This window comes from Micromonospora sp. NPDC048871 (genome assembly GCF_043198155.1).
In the GTDB taxonomy this organism is placed as follows: Bacteria; Actinomycetota; Actinomycetes; order Mycobacteriales; family Micromonosporaceae; genus Micromonospora.
Genome location: NZ_JBICUM010000003.1, coordinates 529671 through 548183 on the forward strand (window position 1 = coordinate 529671; position 18513 = coordinate 548183).

The 18513-nt window shown below is 72.3% G+C and carries 7 protein-coding genes and 1 pseudogene; 6 read left to right on the forward strand and 2 right to left on the reverse strand.

The window, feature by feature from the left end:
- Nucleotides 1-110 precede the first annotated feature (110 nt).
- From ACGFIK_RS11400 to ACGFIK_RS11410, 3 genes and pseudogenes are all read left to right on the forward strand, one after another.
- Nucleotides 111-503: a YbaB/EbfC family nucleoid-associated protein gene (locus ACGFIK_RS11400; protein WP_327023659.1), complete on the forward strand. Its 393-nt coding sequence runs from the start codon at nucleotides 111-113 to the stop codon at nucleotides 501-503.
- Complete coding sequence (locus ACGFIK_RS11405; protein ID WP_327023661.1) at nucleotides 500-838, forward strand: hypothetical protein; 339 nt, start codon at nucleotides 500-502, stop codon at nucleotides 836-838. Before ACGFIK_RS11400 ends, ACGFIK_RS11405 begins: the two co-directional genes overlap by 4 nt.
- Nucleotides 839-2874: 2036 nt before the next feature.
- Nucleotides 2875-6852 (forward strand): annotated as a pseudogene (locus ACGFIK_RS11410) (toxin glutamine deamidase domain-containing protein); the annotation flags it as partial.
- 2904 nt (nucleotides 6853-9756) lie between these two features.
- Here the strand turns inward: ACGFIK_RS11410 and ACGFIK_RS11415 are convergent.
- Nucleotides 9757-11130, reverse strand: coding sequence for a hypothetical protein (locus ACGFIK_RS11415; protein WP_393339025.1), 1374 nt, complete (start codon nucleotides 11128-11130; stop codon nucleotides 9757-9759).
- Between the two features lie 4142 nt (nucleotides 11131-15272).
- Here ACGFIK_RS11415 and ACGFIK_RS11420 point away from each other — a divergent pair.
- Together ACGFIK_RS11420 and ACGFIK_RS11425 are read left to right on the forward strand one after the other, a co-directional pair.
- Nucleotides 15273-16139 (forward strand): DUF6406 domain-containing protein, encoded by an 867-nt coding sequence (locus ACGFIK_RS11420; RefSeq protein ID WP_327023662.1) that lies wholly within the window; start codon nucleotides 15273-15275, stop codon nucleotides 16137-16139.
- A 45-nt stretch (nucleotides 16140-16184) separates the two neighbouring features.
- The gene (locus ACGFIK_RS11425) at nucleotides 16185-17006 is read left to right on the forward strand and encodes a DUF6406 domain-containing protein (protein WP_327023663.1); all 822 of its coding nucleotides are present in this window, start codon (nucleotides 16185-16187) and stop codon (nucleotides 17004-17006) included.
- A gap of 15 nt (nucleotides 17007-17021) precedes the next feature.
- Here the strand turns inward: ACGFIK_RS11425 and ACGFIK_RS11430 are convergent, their stop codons facing one another.
- Nucleotides 17022-17558 (reverse strand): hypothetical protein, encoded by a 537-nt coding sequence (locus ACGFIK_RS11430; RefSeq protein WP_327023664.1) that lies wholly within the window; start codon nucleotides 17556-17558, stop codon nucleotides 17022-17024.
- 69 nt (nucleotides 17559-17627) lie between these two features.
- Here ACGFIK_RS11430 and ACGFIK_RS11435 point away from each other — a divergent pair, with 69 nt between their 5' ends.
- The gene (locus tag ACGFIK_RS11435; RefSeq protein WP_327023665.1) at nucleotides 17628-17879 is read left to right on the forward strand and encodes an SCO4848 family membrane protein; all 252 of its coding nucleotides are present in this window, start codon (nucleotides 17628-17630) and stop codon (nucleotides 17877-17879) included.
- The last annotated feature ends 634 nt before the right edge of the window (nucleotides 17880-18513 follow it).

The window sequence follows — 18513 nt, forward strand, 5'->3', positions numbered from 1 at the left end:
TCGACCGGTGCCGGTGAATCCTAGCCACCGTCGCCCATCCCTGATGTCGCCTACATTCAGTATGGTCGAGTCGTCATGTGGCAGGGGCGCGACGGGGGAGGGACACCGCCATGGACGTACAGGCGCTGCGCGCTCGTGCCGACGAGCTGATGGCCCAGTTCGAGCGGATGCGCTCCGGGGTCGGCGACCTTCAGCAGCAGCTCAAGACGGTGAAGGCGACGGTCACCTCCGACGACGGTCTGGTCACCGTCACCGTCGGGCCGCGCGGTCAGGTGACGAAGGTCGAGTTCGACCCGCGCATCTACCGCCGCCCGAACTCCAAGGAACTGTCCGCCACGGTCACCGAGACCATCCACCGCGCCACCGCAAAGGTGATGGGCGAGGTCGAGCGACTGCTCCAGCCGTACGTGCCGGACAGCCAGTTCCAGGCCTACATCGACCACGACCTGGACGGCATCTTCCGCCAGTTGGACAGTGACCTGCCCGGGGAGGACAAGCGATGACCGAGCTCCGCGAGACTTTCGTCAACCCGGACGGCGCGTTGGAGGGTGCCGCCACCCTGACCACCGCCGGTGCCCACCTGGCCGCTCGCTGGCGGGGTCTCGCCGGCACCATCAACACCCTCAACGGTGCCCGGCCCTGGGGCGACGATGAGCCCGGCAAGGAGTTCAACAAGAGCTACCTGGACGGTGAGCAGCCGGCGCAGAAGGTGCTGGACCTGACTGGCGACATCGTGCCCGTGGTGGAGCAGATGGGCCCGGCGGTCAAGGGCGCCGTGGAGGGCACCGTGGATACCGACGACATGGTCAAGACGCTGTTCGGAGGCGGCGGCAAGTAGCCGTTCATACTTCGCGGTAGACATCGGACAGAGGGGCGCACGGGGTGGCGATACCCAATCCCAAGAACTCGCTGGGCGAGTACGGCTGGGTCTGGGACGCCATCTGCTGGGTCAGCGCCGGTGAGGCGTGGCCCACCGGTGACGAGGACCGGATGCGCGAGCTGGCCGATGCCTGGCAGTCCCTGGCTGACCTGGTGCGGGAGACCCTCTCCGAGGCCGACCCGGCGGTCATGAAGATCCTCCAGAACTGGGGTGGCGGGGCCGGCGAGGCTTTCGGGGCCCTGTGGAACCAGATCGGGGTGGACCCGAACACCGGCCTGCCCCTGATCCACGAGATCGCCGCCGCGTACGCATCCGGTTGCGACCAGGCGGCCCTGGAGATCGAGTACGCCAAACTGACCGTGCTGATCGCCGTCATGATCACGGTCATCGCGGTCTTCGTCGCCCTGCTGATGGCCTGGCTGGGTGGGGTCTCCGCCGGTGCCATCCCGGGCATCCTGGCCGCCGGCCGACAGGCCGTGACGGTCGCCTTCCGTCGGCTCATCACCCAGATGGGACGACAGATGCTCACCCGGGCAGGAATGCAGGCGGCCCTGCGCACCGCCGGGTCCCGGGTCGGGCAGATCGTCACGAGTCAGGGCTTCCGGCAGGGCCTCAACCGGCTGGGCCTGGAGCTGCTGGAGGAGATCGGCGAGGAGCTGATCATCGACGTCGGTGCCCAGGCGTACCAGATGCGCAGCGGCGAGCGACGTCAGTGGGACGGCAACCGGACCATGACGGCGGGCGTGGGCGGCGCGTACGGTGCCGTGCTGGGTTCCGGCATGAACTGGGCCGGTCGCAAGGTCGCCCCCAAGATGCCCTTCTCGTTCAGCCCGAACCGGTTGTCCTTCCCGGGCAGCGGGTTGGTGCGCTGGGGCGGCAACAGCATCGCCTCCGGTGCCCAGAACGCCCTCATCTCACCGGCCGCGAGTGTGCTCGCCAACGCCAGCGTCAACCAACAGTTCGTCCTCCCCGGCGCGGACGCCTTCCTCGGCGGATTCGCCAGCGGTGCCGGCCGTACCGGCGCCACCCTCGCCGGTGGCGCCACCGGCAACATGGCCGCGAAGGTCACCAACCTGGGCCTGGACCGGCTGAACGTCTCGACCAATACCGGGGGTCTCGGCGCAGGTTTCGATCCTTCCTCCGGGGTAGGTGGGGTGGACCTCGGCAACCTCGGCAACACCGGCACCGACGGGGGCTCGTCGAGCGGCCCCAGCGGTGGAGACACGGAGACCGGTACCGGCCAGCAGGGCGGGGGGACCAGCCAGTCCGGCGGCGGGACCGTACCGCAGAACGGCTCGGGCTCGATCAGCCTCGCGCCGGCAACGACCGATCCGGCCGTCACGGCACCCTCCGAGGGTTCCCCGACAGTCGGCTCCCCGACGGCTGGTTCTCCGGGCACCGGCGATGTGGACCTGGCCAGCGGTGCCACCGACCAGAGCCCCGCCGCAGCCGACGGGCGGGTCGACGAGACCACCGGGGCGCCCCCGCCCGACGAGGCGGCCACCACCACCGGCGGCGGCGGGGGGCCGAACGAAGGCACCCCGGCTGGCCCGGTCGGAGAGACCACCCCGGACGGCAGCCGGGCCGATCCGGCGACGCCGGTCAGCGAGGCCCCCACCACCGACCGCCCCGGGTCCGGCTCCACCGAGCAGACCGGCCCGGCCGACCGGGTCGACGGCGGGCCGCCAGCCGAGCAGGCCGCTAGAGACACCCCGACGAACACCACCGGTGACCGGTCCCAGAGTCCCGCTGCCGGCAACACCGGCAACCAGGCTCAGGCTCCCGCGGTCGACACCACCGGCGATCGAACTCAGGGTTCCTCGGCCGACACCTCGCCCGATGCCGTGCAGACTGCGCCTGTCGACACCTCGGCCGGCCATACTCCCGGCGTAGGCCCGGCTCCGGACAGCAGCCGCAGCGGTACGAGCGGCGACGGTACCTACGGCCCGGTCGTAGCCGGGGCGGATCCGCTCGCCGCGGACCTCCCCCCGGCCATGGTGCCCGGCGCACCACCGGTCGGCCCTACGGCCGGACCGACCCCGGTCACGGTCGCACCGACCAGCACGGTGAGCCCGCCGCAGGCGACCACCGCGCCGTCCGCCGGCAATACCGCCCCCACGCCAACGACCTCCTCGCCGACCCCCTCGGCCTCCACCCCGGCAACCCCGGCGGCCACCACCCCCACCACCGGCAACACCGGCACCCAAACGGCACCTGCTCCGAGAGCACCGACCAACACCACGGCCGCGAACTCGGCCGGATCGGTCTCGCTGGCCCCGCCCACCAACACCAGTCCGACCCCACCGACCACTGCCAACCCGGCCTCGCCCACCACCGCCAACCCGACCTCGCAGACCCATGCCGGTCCGGCCCCGCAGGTTGAGGCCGGCCCTGCCGCCCCAACTCCGCAGACCCATGCCGGTCCGGCCTCCCAGGTCGAGACCGGTCCGGCCGCCCCGGCCGAGACGGCCGGCGGTAGACCGAATGTCGCCTCCGCGCCCGCAGGGGCCGATGCGAACACCACCCCCGCGCGTACGGGAACCGAGGTGGATGCCACGCCCGGGACCCCGGACGCTGCCACGGACCCGGCGGCCGACCGGGCCGAACCGGCTGCCCCGGTGGATCCGGCGGATCGGTCGACGAACGGCGGGCCGGTTGTCATCGTGGCCCCGGTCAGCACGGGGAACCTCCAGTCGGGCGATCCGGCGGTGCCGGGCACCGGCCGGGGCCCGGTGGACCCGAACACTGTTCGGCGTTCCGAAGGACCGACCGGGGGCGGTACCCACAGCTGGCAGACGGCCCCGACGACGGTCGACGGCGATCCGACCGGCCCGGAGGCGGAGCAAGCCCTGATCGAGGCGTCCCGGGCCCTGGCCGAGGCCGCCCGGCGGGCGGTGAAGGACGGCTCGATCTCCCGGGCCAAGCAGCCCGGCACTTCCGGTGCCCTGCTGATGCCCGACGGTGGCATCACCACCCACACCAGCATGACGGCGGACAAGGGCACCAAGCCGCCGACTCAACCGGCCGTGCATCCGCTGGCGCAGGCCGCACTGGATCGTACGGCGGCGGCCCTGCCGGACGGGATCGGCGCCGGGCACGGCAAGTGTGCCGAGGTGGCCCTGGTCTCGGACCAGCTCTACCGGCTCGAAACCCAGTGGCGTGAGGCGGGTCAGCCCGGTCAGTTCGAGCAGTACGCGCTGGACGCCTTCAACGGCGCCAAGATCATCACTCATCAGGTGAAACCGGCGCGGCAGAACGACATCGTCTACGACCTGGGGCACCACCGGCCGCCCTGCCGTTCCTGCGCCCACTTCCTGCCGCAGTTCGCCATCGAGCCGATCGCGGACCCGGAGCGGGACTCCCAGACCTACCAGCCGCCGGTCCCCGGTGCGGTGGGCAACGGACCGCCGTTGAGCGACAACCGACCCTACGGCGACCCGAACGGCCTGGTCCCCCCGGCCCAGACCGACCAGCAGAACCTCGACGCGGCCGTGCCCCGGGACCAGTCGACCGGCCGACCCCTGGTGCACCCGGATCCCCGCGTCGGGCAGTGGGCGAGCCTGGTCAACGACGGGGGCCCGACCGTCCCAGGGCGGGACAACAACTGCGCGGACGTCGGGCTCTCCGTCCTGGCCACCTGGTTCGGTCGGCCGGAGGTGGCTGCGCCGACTGCTGCGTCCGCCCAGGTGGAACAGGGCAGCACGGCCCGGCAGGAGCAGGCCCTGCGTACCGAGTTCACCCACCAGGGAGCCGGCAACCCCGGGCTGGAGGCGGTCGCCGACGCGCTGCGGGCCGCCGGCCCCGGCTCGGCGGCCCTGATCATCACCACCCAGCCGGACGGCAACGGGGCGCACACCTGGAACGCCCTCAACCACGAGGGCACCATCATCTGGGTCGACGCCCAGAACCAGTTGGTCTCCGACCGCGAGCCGGTACACGGCCAACCGGGCAACGTCTGGTCGATCGTGCTCGACGCCGAGGGCGACCCGCATCGCCCCTCGGTCACCGACACCGAAACGGAGATCCGGCCACCGGCACCCCCGGACTCGACGGCGCCCGACGGGACCCAGGTACCCCCCGGCCAGTCCGATCAGCAGGGCGGGAACCCGGAGACCGAGACCCGGTCCGGCCCGGCCGGCACCAGATCCGACAGCCCGAGTGATCCTGGCAGCTCTCCCGGAACCGAGGGCCCCAGCGGCCCCGGCGATCCGGCACCGGACGGCGACCCTGCGCCGAGCCCCTACCTGGACGGGCTCCCGGAGTCGGATCAGGCGACCCTGCACGAGGCGCTGGCCGAGGCGCGACTGGACGCCGATCGGATCCTGGCCGACCTGCACGGGGTCAACGCCGAGGTGAACGCCCGGCTCGGGCTGACCGGTGCGGACGCGCTGAGCACCCTCGGCGAGCAGCACCGGGTCAAGGGTGCCGAGTCGCTGGCCCGCAAGTACCGCACCGAGTGGGAACCGCTGGGCTACGACTTGGACTCCGCGCTGGAGAGCGTCAACGACGTGGTGCGGTTCTCGGTGCAGGGACCGGAGACCGAGGCGTACGGGCCGGCGGTGGACGCCGTGCTGTCCTCGCTGGAGGCGCAGGGCTACCAGGCCACCGACCTGAAGAACTTCTGGCACCCGGGTAATCGGTTCTTCGGCCTGAACTGCACCCTGACCTCGCCGACCGGACGCACCTTCGAGTTGCAGTTCCCGACGGCGACCAGTTACGCGATCGGCAAGCAGACCCATCTGCCGTACGAGGTGATGCGGGATCCCGCGCAGACACCGGCCGCCCGGATCCACGCCTTCCTGGACATCCTCGCGATCAACAAGGCCAACGGCATCGCGGCGAGGATGCCGGGCGGGATGGACACCGCGCGGTTCGACACCCCGAAGAACACCAGCTTCGCGAAGTGGATGTCCTCGCCCGCGCAGACGGGTACCCGCCAGTCGTATCTCGACTCGCTCGGGCAGCAGGGTCAGACCTTCGCCGAGGTGCTCGCCGCGCGAGGATTGACGGCGTCCGACCTGCCCGGTCTGGATCCTGACCTGATGGGGGGCCCGCATGACGGCGCTGACGTTCGGCTACTTCCTCCTGCGGAGACCGGACGATCCGACGGGTCCACCGGTCAACGTGATCGCCGAGGCGCAGAGTTCGGGACCGACCCAGGCGGTGATCTGGGACCGTCCGACGGGCGCGTGGACCTTCCGTCCGGACGTGGCGGCGGCGATCCTGTGGGCGAATCCGGAACGTCACGCGATCGAACGGGTGGACCGGGCGACCGCGGAACGCCAGGCGGCCCACTTCACGAGGGTGCCGCTGCCGACGGAGGCCGAACTGACGGAGATCTGCCGCCGGGCGACCTGACCCCGGGGTCGCCCTCGCTTGAGGAGAGCCGACGGTTCGGGCCGGGCGAGTTGGCGCCGCTGGAGAATCCCCGCTTCCAGGACGACCTGGCCGCCAGCCTGGTCACCCCGCAGGGGTACGCGGTGTTCGCCGACCCCTCCACCCACCCGTACGGGCGGTTGGTCAACGACGGCGGGCCGGATCAGCCGGGCCGGAGCAACAACTGTCTGGACAGTTCGCTGTCGGCCCTGGCCAGCTTCCACGGTGACCCGCAGGTGTCGCGCCCACGGTGGCCGGACCGGCTGGCCGACGGATCCATCGACCGGCTCTCCGGGGAGCAGGGCGGACTGGAGCGGGCCGAGGCGTGGATCGGCGGGCAGTGGATCGGCGGCCCGGATGCCCTGCCCACCGACCTGTCGGCCCGTACGGAGGCGGTGGCCGCCCAGTACGCCGACCTGTACCAGCAGGTGGCCGACGCCGGTCCGGGTGCCTCGGCCCTCGTCGTCGCCGACTGGTTGTTCCTCGACGGCGCCGGCAATGTCGTCCTGGACGAGAACGGCCAACCGCAGGTCGACGGTTCGCACGCCTTCGTGATCGTCTTTCCGGCCGACGCCGAGGCGCCGGTGTGGTGGGATCCCCAGACGGGCACGGCGTCGGTGGACATGCCGGCCGCCGACGTGCGGGACACCCACGCCCTCTGGGCGATGATGGTGCCTGACGGAGAGGGGCGAGTTGACCGAGGACGAGGCGCTGACGCTGATCAGCCGGCTGCTGGGGACCGGGAATCCGATAGTGATTCGGGAGTTCGAGTTCGGCTGGCTGGCCCGGGAGAGGCTCTCGGAGCAGGAACGGGCCTCGGGAATGCAGGTGGGCCAGGGCAGCTACATCATCGACCGGACGGGAGTGATCACGGTTCACTCCAGCCTGCCACCCCGGCGGATCATGGAGGAGTACTCCCAGGCCCGACGCGAGGGCCGGATCAAGGGTCGACAGGTCTGGCCCGAACCGGAACCGACAGCCTGACCGACCCGGGCAGCCTTACCGATACCGCCGACCCGACCGACCCGGACACCGACCCCGCCGACCTCGACGGACCCGCCGGGCCGCCGGGCTCCGACTCCGACCCGGTCCCCGCCGAGGGGCCTGACCTGCGACAGGCCGCCGCCGGTACGACCTTCGGTGGCGCCCTGCTCGACATCGATGCGGCCCGGACCGCCGAGGCCGTGCAGGCGGCGCTGACCGACGGCCCGCTGCCCGAGCAGTCGAGGGTGGACCCGGCCGCCGCCACGGTCACCCTGGACACGGCGGAGGGTCCCTACCGGGTACGGATCGAGCTGACCGACCCACCGGCCGGGGTGCCCTTCGCGCCGGTGGCAACGGTCGGATACACCGCCGAGGGTGCCGTGGTGCAGGTGTCCACCGGCGCCCACCCGGACCATGTCCGGCGGGCGGTGTCCGCGATGCTCGCGGAGGTGGACACGGTCGCCCAGGACCGCGCGGTCGACCTGCGTACCGACGCCACCACGGCCCTGGCCGAGGGCGCCCGACCCGAGTACGACGGCAACCGGGTCCTGACCGCCCGGGACATCGGCCGGCTGGCCGAACTGCGGGTGGTGCTCGCCGACAGCGCGGCCACCACGGATGCGGCCCGGGCCGGTCAGTTGCAGGCCGAGGCGTTGAGCCTGCTCGTCACCAGCGGCCTGCTGGAGCAGGACCCGACCCACGCCGTACACGGGCTGGGTGGCAACGTCCCGGTGGTCGGACCGGAGGCGGCGCGGGCCCGGCTGGAACTGATCCGCAGCCACCTGGGTCCGGTCGCCCCGGCGGTCGAGAACCTGATCGGCCAGGCGACCGGCGAGCAACTCGTCACGGACCTGCGCGCCGCGAAGTCAGCGATCCGCGCCGAGGCCCGTACCTGGGCGCAGCAGGCCACCGCGCTGCGCAACGACGCCGACCTGGCCCTGACCGCCAGGGTCGACGCGGCCCTGGACACCGAGCCGGAGCACGTCTTCGGTCGGCTGGTGATCGGTGGGGGTTGGGCCGCCACGGCCGACTTCGTCACCATGGGAGCCGCCCCGGACACCGGCACCGGCTTACCCCCGGTGCTCTGCGTGTCCCAGGGCCATGACCCCTGGGCGGAGCGACAGGCCCTGCTGATGGGCCAGGTTCCCTCGGAGTTGGAGCTGCCCGGGCTGCCGTTCCAGCCGGCCGACCTGGCCGAGGCGGGCACCCAGTTCACCCCCTCCGACGTCTTCGCCGACGCGGTGGGGGCGGCCCGGGCCCTCAGCGGAATGCCCACCTACCAGGGCACGGCGACCGCGATCACCCCCCGCCCGGCCGATGCGGTGGGGTGGCCGGCCGGCGCCAACTTCCGGGTGACCGTGGGTGGGCGGCAGTTCTTCACCGCCTCGGTCGATGTCGCCTCCGGACCCGGCCCCTCCCGGGTGCCGAACGCGCCCGCCGACACCACCGGCCGGTACGTAGACCCGGCCACCGGCTACCGGGTCGACCGGTCCGGTCCGACCCCGGTGTTCCACGCCCCCGACGGCACCCCGGTCGACCCGGACACCCTGCCGGCCACGGTACGCACCGTCCTCGGTGCCAACCCCTCCGCCGCCCCCCTGCTGACGGACCTCACCGGGCGGCCCACCGATCCGCTGGTGGCCGATCCGATCTCCGGCTACGCCGTGGACCCCGGGACCGGGCAGGTCTTCGACCCCGAGGGCCGGCCGGTGGACCCCGGCACCCTGGCCGAGGAGGTACGCACCCGACTGGGTCACGCGCCGGACGGCTCCTTCGCTGATCCCCGTCGGTCCGCCCCGGCGGTCGACTTCGGCGGGCAGAATCTGGCCGACGCCTACGGACCCGGCGACCGGGTGCTCGTCTTCGGCGCCGGTGCCTCCGGCGCCTGGGACATCGAGCAGGCCGTGGCCTCCCCGGCCGGCAGCGTCGACTGGTCGGCCCGGGCGGTGGACCCACCACCGCAGCAGTTGACCGGCGATCCCGCACAGGACGCCGAGGCCCGGTTGCGGCACAGCTTCGGCGGCGGCTTCAACCGGCGCAACACCCTGCCTGAGGTCGGGGCCTACGCCGACTCCGTACGCAGCCAGGCGCCCCAGTCGCTGCGGGAGATCGTCAGTCTGCGACACACCGTGGACGGCGGATTCCTGGTCGAGTTCACCGACGGCAGCCGACAGACGTACGACCGGGTGGTCTTCTCGATCGGTCAGGCCCCGGAATATCCCGGGGGCGTCGCCGACCTGCTCTCCCAGGTGAGCCTGGCGCCCCTGCACGGGCCGGCCATCGCGTACGACGGCCCGGCCGACGTGCTGGGCCTGCGGGACCCCAGCGGCCAGTTGCGGGTGCTCGGCGGGGCCGGGGTGGCCGCTCCCCTGTTGGCCAAGGTAGGCCCAACGCTGCGGCAGACCATCGTGGACCAGGCCGCCGTCCTGCCGGACGATTCCCGGGGCATCCCGCCCAGCATCCGGTTCCACGCCCAACGGATCGCCGAGGCGAACCTGGGCGCCCCGGAGGTGCCCTCAGACCTCGTCCCAGCGGGCGACCCCGAGCAGCCGCCAACCCCACTGGATGTCGAGCCAGGGCAGGGGGCCGTATCGGGCGTCCAGCTCCCGGCCCAGGGGCGGCATCTCGACTCCGACGGGCCTGCCGTCGATGTCCTGCCCGACGCCCTTGGCGACGACCTCGACGGAGTTGCCCCACCATTCGACGTAGCGCAGGGCGGGAAGGTTACGGCTGGCGGCGAGGGCCTCGGCCCCGGCCGGCCCGAGGCCGCAACTGGCCAGCCCCAGCCACCGCAACCGACCCAGGTACGCGGAGGCGGTCAGCGCGGCGAGGCCGTCGTCACCGATCGGGTTGTCGCTCAGGTCGAGGGCGACCAGGCGCCCCAGGCTGGGGACGGCGGCGACCTGCGGCATCAGCCCGGTCGCCTGGACCAGGGTCAGGTGGCGGACCGGAAGGTGGGCGAAGACCTCGGCACCGTGGTCGACGAAGGCACGGGCCGTCATCGTCACCAGTTCGACGAGTCCGTGGCGCACCTTCCAGTCGACGAGTCGGTGGGCGACCGGAGCGGCGAGCCGGGCCACGACGCGCCGGTACCGCAGGGCGGCCGCCCGGTCGGGCCGGGTTCCCGCCAGGGCGGCGCGGATCAGCTCGGCGTGGTCGGGGTCGGTGGCCTCGATGGCGTCGGCGAACCGGCGACGCAGGTCGAGGGCGTCGGGGGCGGCCAGGATGGCGGCGTACAGCTCGGCGGGCGTGGCCATGACGGCAGGGTATCGACGGCCGGCTCGCTCACCGCCGGTGCCGTGCCGGGTTCGACCTTCCACGGGCTGGGCAGACCGGCCCCCGACCCGGTTGCGGTGCTGGACCTGGCGCGGACCGCCCTGCCGCAGGTGGCACCGTACGCGCAGGTGGAGGCGGTGGTACCGGTCGGTCCGGACCGGTTCGAGATCCGTCCGGCCGGGCAGCCGCCGCTGACCGTGCGGCTCACCGCCGGGCCGTTGGCCGACGCCGTGGTGGCCCAGTCGGTCCGCGACCCCGACGGGACCTTCACGGTCACCGTGTCGGACCGGGCCGCAGACCATGCGGTGGTCCGGGCCCTGGCCCACGAGGTGGCCGAACTGGTCGCCCTGCACGAGACCGGTCGGGCGCTGGTCGGTCCACTGGACCCGGGCAATGTACGCGGTCCGATCGACCCCTCCGGGCTCACCGCCCACGACCGGGGTCGGCTCGCCGAGATCCGGCTGCTCGCCGCCGGGTACGACACCACGGACGCCCAGGGTCGACGGGCCGTACGCGCCGAGATCGACGCCCTGGCCGGACACCTCGGGCTGCGGGTGGGTGACCCGGGTGTCCGGGCCCGGTGGGGGCTGCTTCCGCCCGAGGTGCTGGCCCATCTGATGCAGCTCAGCGTCCCCGCGCTGACTTCGGAGGCGGTGTCGAAGGTGCTCGCCGGGGCGCCCACCCTCACCGAGGTCGAACGGATTCGGTTGATCGACTACCGGTCCCGGCTGGCCCCCGACTTCCAGGTGCCGCAGGGGGCGGAGCTGCCCGCCCGGCTGCGGGAGTTGGCCGTCGAGGCGGAACACACCCAGTCCGGTATGCCACGGATGCCGGCCTTCGCGGGACAGATCATCGGCATCCCCCCGGCACAGCTGGACCGGGTCCGGGCGGTCGACCCCCCGCTCGCCGACCGGCTGGCCCGCGAAGGGGTCTATGTCGACCTGACCGGCCGCTACGATCTGCGCCCGTACATGGTGGCGGAGGTGCCGGCCATCGACCTCGGCGCGGCCCGGCCGGCGTACGACCTCGGCACGGCGGCCGGTCGGCAGGCCCAACTGCACGAGGACCGGCAACGGGCCCGCGCCGCCCTGCGAGGGCTGCGCGGCGACCAGGCCGCAGCCCTGCTGGCCGACCACGACTTCCACTACCAGGGCACCGCCCGGTGGATGGGGCTGGTGCCGGACGTCCTGACGGACATGCTGCGCAGCATCACCCCCGTCCCGCCCGCCCCGACCCCCCAGGGCGAGAACACCTCGACCCAGGGGCCCTCCGGCGACACCCGGGTGGTGGCCGACCGGGTGACCCTGCCACCGGACACTCCCACCACGCCCGGTCCGACCTACGGCCCGGCCCTGGACCTCCGGACCGGACAGCCGGCACCCCTGTTCGACGGGCCACCCAAGCGGGAGGAGGCGCAGCAGGGGGCGCTCGGCGACTGCGGCATGATCGCGGTGATCGGCGCGGTGGCCGGCCACCTGCCGGACACGATCGCTGAGATGTTCCACCCCAACCCGGACGGCTCGGTCGACGTGCTGCTGCACGAGGCCGACGGCCCCGGTGAGTCCGTCACCCCGACCGGACGCCAGCTGCGGGTCACGGTCTGGCCGGACGTACCGCTGCACCCCCAATCCAACGGTCGCAGCGCATACGCCGACCAGTCGACGGTCGGTACCTCCTGGGCCTCACTGCTGGAGAAGGCGATCGCCGCGGTGGACCGCACCTGGACCCCGCAGCGCCACGACCTGTGGCAACAGCAGTGGAGCGCCCGACCCGGGGCGGACCCGCACCAGGCCGCCCCCCTCGGGTACGCCCGCCTGGGCAACGGCAGCAGCCGGCTGGTGCAGGCGGAACTGCTCACCCAACTGACCGGCCTGCCCAGCAGCGTGAGTCAACTCGACCCGACCCCCGGCCGGGAAGCCGAGGCGGAGGCCCGGTTGGCCACCCTGCTGGCCGCCGGCAGTCCGGTGATCACCGGAACCCTGCCGGCCGCCCGGTACCCCGCCAAACCCCCGTACAACCTCATCCCCGGCCACGCCTACGAGGTCGTGTCCGTGGCCGACGGGCAGGTGCAGCTGCGTAACCCCTGGAACGCCAGCCACCCGACCCCGATGCCGGTACGTGCCTTCCTGGATCTGATGAGCCCCTGGTACGGGCACATCGAGGTGGCGCAGAGCAGCGTGGCGGCGCTGCCGGACTCCGACTTCCACGGGCAGGGTCGACCGACGGCCGATCCGACCGGGGTGCTCGACCGGGCCCGGCTGGTGCTGCCCACCCTGGCCGACACGATCGGCGCGGACCAGGTCGTGGCCGTCGGACCGGAGGTCTTCGAGGTGCGGGCGGGCGGGCTGCCGCCGCTGCGGGTCCAGGTCACCACCGGCCCTCTCACCGGCACGACGGTGGCCCAGACGACCCGCAACCTCGACGGCACCTTCACCCTGACGGTCTCCGACCGGGCCCTCGATCGCGTGGTGGACCGCGCGATGGCCCACGAGCTGGCCGAACTGCTGGCCCGGCACGAGACCGGCCAGGCCCAGACCGGACTCTTCGACCAGGGCACCGCCGAGCAACCCATCGACCCGGCCGGTCTCACCGCCCGCGATCGGGGCCGGCTGGCGGAGCTGCGCCTGCTGGCCGCCGCGTACCCGGACGCCGACCCGAGCACCCGGCTGGTCCTGCGCCGCGAGATCGACGCCGTGGTCGACCGGCTCGGCCTACGCTGGGGTACGCCGCAGGCAGCGGCCCGGCTGGCGCTGCTCCCCGCCGACGTGTGGCACCAGGTGATCCGGTTGAGCGTGCCGACGATCACCCCGGAGGCGGTGGCCGGGGTACTGGCCGTGAACCCGAATCCGAATCGGGTGCAACGTTTCCGGGCCATCGACTACCGGGCCCGGCTGGCCCCCGACTTCCGGCCCTCCACGGCCGCCGAAATCACCGCCAAGCTGCGCGAGCTGGCCGTGCAGGGGGAGCAGACCCAGTCCTCCCTGCCCCGGATGCCGGCCCTGGCCGGGCAGGTCATCGCCCTGCCGCCGGCCGCCCTGGACTCGATCCGCCGCACCGATCCACCGCTGGCCGACCGGCTGGCCGCCGACGGCGTCTACATCGACCTGACCGGCCGCTTCGACCTGCGCCCCTACACCCTCGACGGCGCACCCGAGTTTGAACTCTCGGTGTCGGCCCCCGCCTTCGACCTGAACACCGAGGCCGGCCGCAGGTCACTGCTGGCCGAGGACCGCAGCCGGGTGACCGCCGCCTTCCGTGCCGCGTACGGGTCCAACCCCGCCGCGATGGCGGTGCTCAGCACCCACGGCTTCCACTACCAGAGCGACGCCCGGTTGATGGCGCTGGTCCCGAACGCGCTCACCGACGCGCTGCGGGCGATGCTGCCCCCGGATCCCAGCACGATCGTCGAGGTCGAGGTCGAGGTCGAGCCGACCGTCAGCGGCAGCGAGGTGGCCGTGGTCGCCGACCGGGTCACCCTGCCCGACGCTAGTCGCCCGGTCGAGTACGGCCAGGCCCTGGACGACCGCACCGGGCGACCAGCGCCACTCTTCGACGGCCCACCGCGCCGCGAGCAGGTGAACCAGGGCGTACTCGGGGACTGCGGAATGCTGGCCACCATGGCGGCCGTCGCCGGGCACCGGCCGGATGCGCTGGCGAGACTTTTCCAACCGAACCCGGACGGCACGGTCGACGTGCTGCTGCACGAGAGCCTGCTGCACGGCGGCACCTCGACACCCACCGGACGGCGCCTGCGGATCACCGTACGGCCGGATGTGCCCCTGCATGCGGGCAGCCCGGGGATGTCTGCCTATGCCGACAGCTCGGTGAACGGCTCCGGCTGGGCGGCGGTGCTGGAGAAGGCGCTGGCGGCGGTCGACCGGACCTGGACCGACCAGCGACGCGACGCCTGGCAGCGGGACTGGAGCAGTTGGCACAGCAAGGACGATCCGCATCGGGCGGCCCCGCTCGGCTACGCCCGGCTGGACGTGGGCAGCACCGGCGTCCTCCAGGCCGAACTGATGACCCAGTTGACCGGTGCGCCGAGCCGCATGTCGCTCTTCGACACCAGACCGGGGCAGGAGGCCGCAGTGGCCGCTAGGCTGGCCGCCCTCCTGGCCGCCGGGAGCCCGGTGATCGCCGGTACCCGGCCCGAGGGCGCCTACCCGCCGGGACTTGCCAGTCTGCCGTTCGGGCTCTACGCCCAGCACGCCTACGAGGTCGTGTCGGTGACCGGCGGCCTGGTGCAGCTGCGCAACCCATGGGGTCACGAACATCCCGCACCGATTCCGGTCCGGGACTTCCTGAACCTGATGGGGTCCGGCTACGCCCACCTGGATGTCGCAGGCACCACCCCCACCCCGCAGGCCAGCGCACCGACCAGCCCTTACGTCCCACCTGCCCAGTTGACGACGCCGCTGACGACCTCGATCCCGGCGCCGCGGGCGGCGGAGACGACGGTCGTGACGGCCGGGGACAAGCCGCGCCGACACACCCTGGGGCGCACCGACCTGGAAGAGGAGCGGGCCGTCGTCAGCTACCTTGCGCTCCTCGGTGAGGACGGTTCGGTTAGCGGCCTGGGCGTGGTGCTGTCATCCGGTGGCAGCCAGCGGGAGGCCCACTGGCTGGCCACCGGTGCGGCCGCCGTCGGGAGGTCGCTCAACGTCGGGCGGGTCGAGGCGGAGCGGATCGCCCGCGAGGTGCTCGGGTTTAAGCTTCCGCAGGAGTCCGCGCTGCACGAGATGATTGACGGCTGAGGATGCCGGCCACAGGGACAGGGGGACAGCCGTTGCGATCCTTCACCGCCAACACAGCGATCCGAAACAACGTCCCGACCGACATCGGGTCCGCCCGACTCGGGGTGCGTTGGGTCGACGTGGGACCACCGGTGCGTGCCGAAATCGTCGTCATGCCGCGTCGGGAGGGAGACACCACGCGGTACGAGGTGACCCTCGGCGAGACCTTTCCGGTTGGCGAGGAGACCTGGCGCTTCGCGGATCTCGACATGACCAGTGCCAACCACTGGCAGGTGAAAATCCGTCGGGTGGACGAGGACGAGGTGATGGAGCCGCCCACCGGCCACCTCTGGAAGCGGGCACGCTTGCGCCCGTACGGGCAACTAGACGAGGCGCAACTCCAGTCGGTCGAGGCGGCGCTGGGGCGTCCGCTTCCGCCGGACTACCGCGACTGGCTGCGCCGGAACAACGGAGCCCTGCCCGAAGGCGAGCACCACATCCCCGGTGCACCCTTCTCGCTGCTGCCCGAGCGTCCGCTGTTCGGGATGCACCCCCAGTACCCGCCCTTCGACCTGGTGCACGCGCAGCGCGTACATCGGGATCCGTGGTTTTCGCCGGACTGGCTGGTGATCGCCAATCCCTTCGGCGGGCTGCTGGTGATCGGCACGCAGACGCCCAACGGACATGTCTACTTCCTGCACGAGCTGGACCTGCTGGGCCCGCCCGGCCCGGCCGCCTCGGCGATACGGGAGCGGAAGCTGCGGGCGGTGGCCTGGTCGATGGGGGAGTTCATCGGAAAGCTGACCCCGAAGGAGCCCGACGATCAACCGGCGGTGCAGATCCTGCCGCCCGGCACCGCCACCGACCCGCGCAACTACGGCCCGTTCTGAGCAGGCCCCTGACGCCGCCCAGCCGGGAGAACCGGGAGAGAAGCGTTGCGCTCCTTCACTGCTGTCGCCGCCATCGCGAACAATGCCACGGCCAACGTGGGACCGGCCCGATTCGGGGTCCGTTGGGTCGATGTCGGGCCCCCGGTACGCGCCGAGATCATCGTCATGCCCTTCGGGGGCGGGGAGGATCGCGACTACGAACTCACCCTCGGTGAGACCTTCCCGGTCGGTGAGGAGAGGTGGCGGTTCGCCGATCTCACCATGTCCAGCCTGGACGAGTGGGAGGTCATCGTTCGCCGGGTGGACGACGAGGAGCCGGCGGAGTCGCCGACCGCCCGGCCGTGGGAGCCGGCCCGGCTGCGCCCCTACGGCCGGCTGGACGAGGAGCAGCTCCGCTCGGTGGAGGCTGCCCTCGGGGTGCGGCTGCCGATGGAGTACCGCGACTGGCTGGGCCGGAACAACGGCGCCCTGCCCGAGGTGGAACACCACATCCCGGGTATTCCGTTCACCCTGATGCCGGAACGCCCGCTGTTCGGGGTGCACCCGCAGCACCCGGCCGTTGATCTGGTGCACGCCCAGCGGGTCCATCGGGACCCCTGGCTGTCGCGGGACTGGCTGGTCATCGCCAGGCCCTCCGGCGGTCTGCTGGTGGTCTCGGCAGCAGCGACCGGCAACGAGGTGATCCACTTCCTGCACGAGCAGGACATGGTCGGTCCACCCGGCCCGGCGGCCTCCCTGGCCCGGGAACGCAAGTTGCGCCCGGTGGCGGAGTCCATGCCGGTGCTCATCGGTCGACTGACTCCGCTTGACCTGACTGACCTGCCTCCCGCCCAGTTCGCCACCGATCAGGAGAACGGCCCCAGGTGAGCGGGCTGGTGGCGGTCAACCGAGCTGGGTCAGCAGGTCGGCGTACGCGCCCCGGACCGCGGCCAGCCGCTCGCGCCGGAACCGGCCCGGCTCACGCTGGTGCAGCTGCCGACCCCGGTCGCTGACGAAGGCCGCACCGGGGATTTCTGCCCCGTCGGGGGCGAACTTGACCACCTCGTCCAAGGCGGCGACGGCACGGGTGAGTGCGGCCCGCGCCCGCTGTGCCGCCTCACCGGTGGTCTCCGCCGGCACCGATGCGGCGTACGCGTCGGCCACCAGCAGCCATTCGCCCGGATCGAGCAACTGGGAGGGCTCGTCACCGCCGTACCGGAACCCGCCACCCGCATCGGTCGGGGTGGCCGGTAGCCGGAAGACGAACTCCCGTTCCTCGCCGCAACCCTCGCAGGCACCGGTGTAGCGGCTGGCCAGGTCACCGTCGGCCAACACGACGACGGAACTGTGCCGGGGGAACCGGGTGGACCCACACGAGCAGGCGTGCAGATCCATGTAGAGGTGCGCCTCCGCGTTGGCACGGCTAAGCGGCGGATTCATGTGCTCAACCGTACCGATCAAACCCGCTTGCTCACCGCCCCGGTGACGCCGCTGGCATACTCGGCCCCCATGGTGCTGTCGCGGGGTTGGGCGGTCTTCCTCACCGGGGTCGGGGTCTGGACCTGGGTGATCTGGCCCCGCTTCGCCCTGGCCATCTGGAACGACCCCAGGTCGTGGGCCAGCTCAGTGGTCGGGGACTGGCCGGCGACCGGCTTTCTCTGGGTGCACGCGTTGCTGATCGGCGCCTCGCTCGCCATCGGCACGACCGTCGGCCTGCTCGGCCTCCGCGCCTGGAGAGCAGCATTCCGCCGTACGCCCTGAGTCCGGCAACCCTTCGACACCCATCGGTACGCCAGGTCGGCTGTGCTGAGGGTGTCCCGCGGAGTGTGACCGGGGCCGCTCCCCCTCGATTTGACGATCATTCCGTCGGACGCGTAACTTTCTCTCTGCCAGCGCGGAACGGGCGAAACGGGGCGAAAGACCCGAGAGCCCGCACCGATTGGCACCGGGTCCTGGAGGGGAACTTCCTGGCCAGGCTCGGACCGGGTGGTGCTCGCAGGATTCGCCGGGAGGCGGATTTGGCGGAGCGAAACCGACCGGGTAAGGTTCACGACCGGCAGGGCACCGGGCGAGCCTGCGGGAGACCGCAGCGGCCGGCCTGCCAAATCCGATGAACTGGCAAAGCGGATCTCCGCTGCGCTGGATCGCGGGTGCCGAACCAGATGAAGCGTGACGGACCGGGACACACCGGTTGACACGGGCCAGACGGTGAGGTAACGTAGTAAAAGTGCCCGGCGCGAGAGCGGCGGGTGCGGGAGTGGAACGGTAGCCCCGGATGGTGGCCCTGGTGGGTTGTCTGATGGTGTGTGGTTGTTCTTTGAGAACTCAACAGGGTGTTTGATAAGCCAGTGCCAAGTAGTTTATGCCCCGTGCCGGCTGGAGGTCTTTGATTTCT

Bases quoted from the DNA above. Each gene is read 5' to 3' on its own strand.
- ACGFIK_RS11400 (WP_327023659.1), top strand. From the start codon at position 111: ATGGACGTACAGGCGCTGCGCGCTCGTGCCGACGAGCTGATGGCCCAG.
- ACGFIK_RS11405 (WP_327023661.1), top strand. From the start codon at position 500: ATGACCGAGCTCCGCGAGACTTTCGTCAACCCGGACGGCGCGTTGGAG.
- ACGFIK_RS11415 (WP_393339025.1), bottom strand. From the start codon at position 11,130: ATGGGCCAGCACCTCGGGCGGAAGCAGCCCCCACCGGGCCCGGACACC.
- ACGFIK_RS11420 (WP_327023662.1), top strand. From the start codon at position 15,273: ATGCCGGCCACAGGGACAGGGGGACAGCCGTTGCGATCCTTCACCGCC.
- ACGFIK_RS11430 (WP_327023664.1), bottom strand. From the start codon at position 17,558: ATGAATCCGCCGCTTAGCCGTGCCAACGCGGAGGCGCACCTCTACATG.
- ACGFIK_RS11435 (WP_327023665.1), top strand. From the start codon at position 17,628: ATGGTGCTGTCGCGGGGTTGGGCGGTCTTCCTCACCGGGGTCGGGGTC.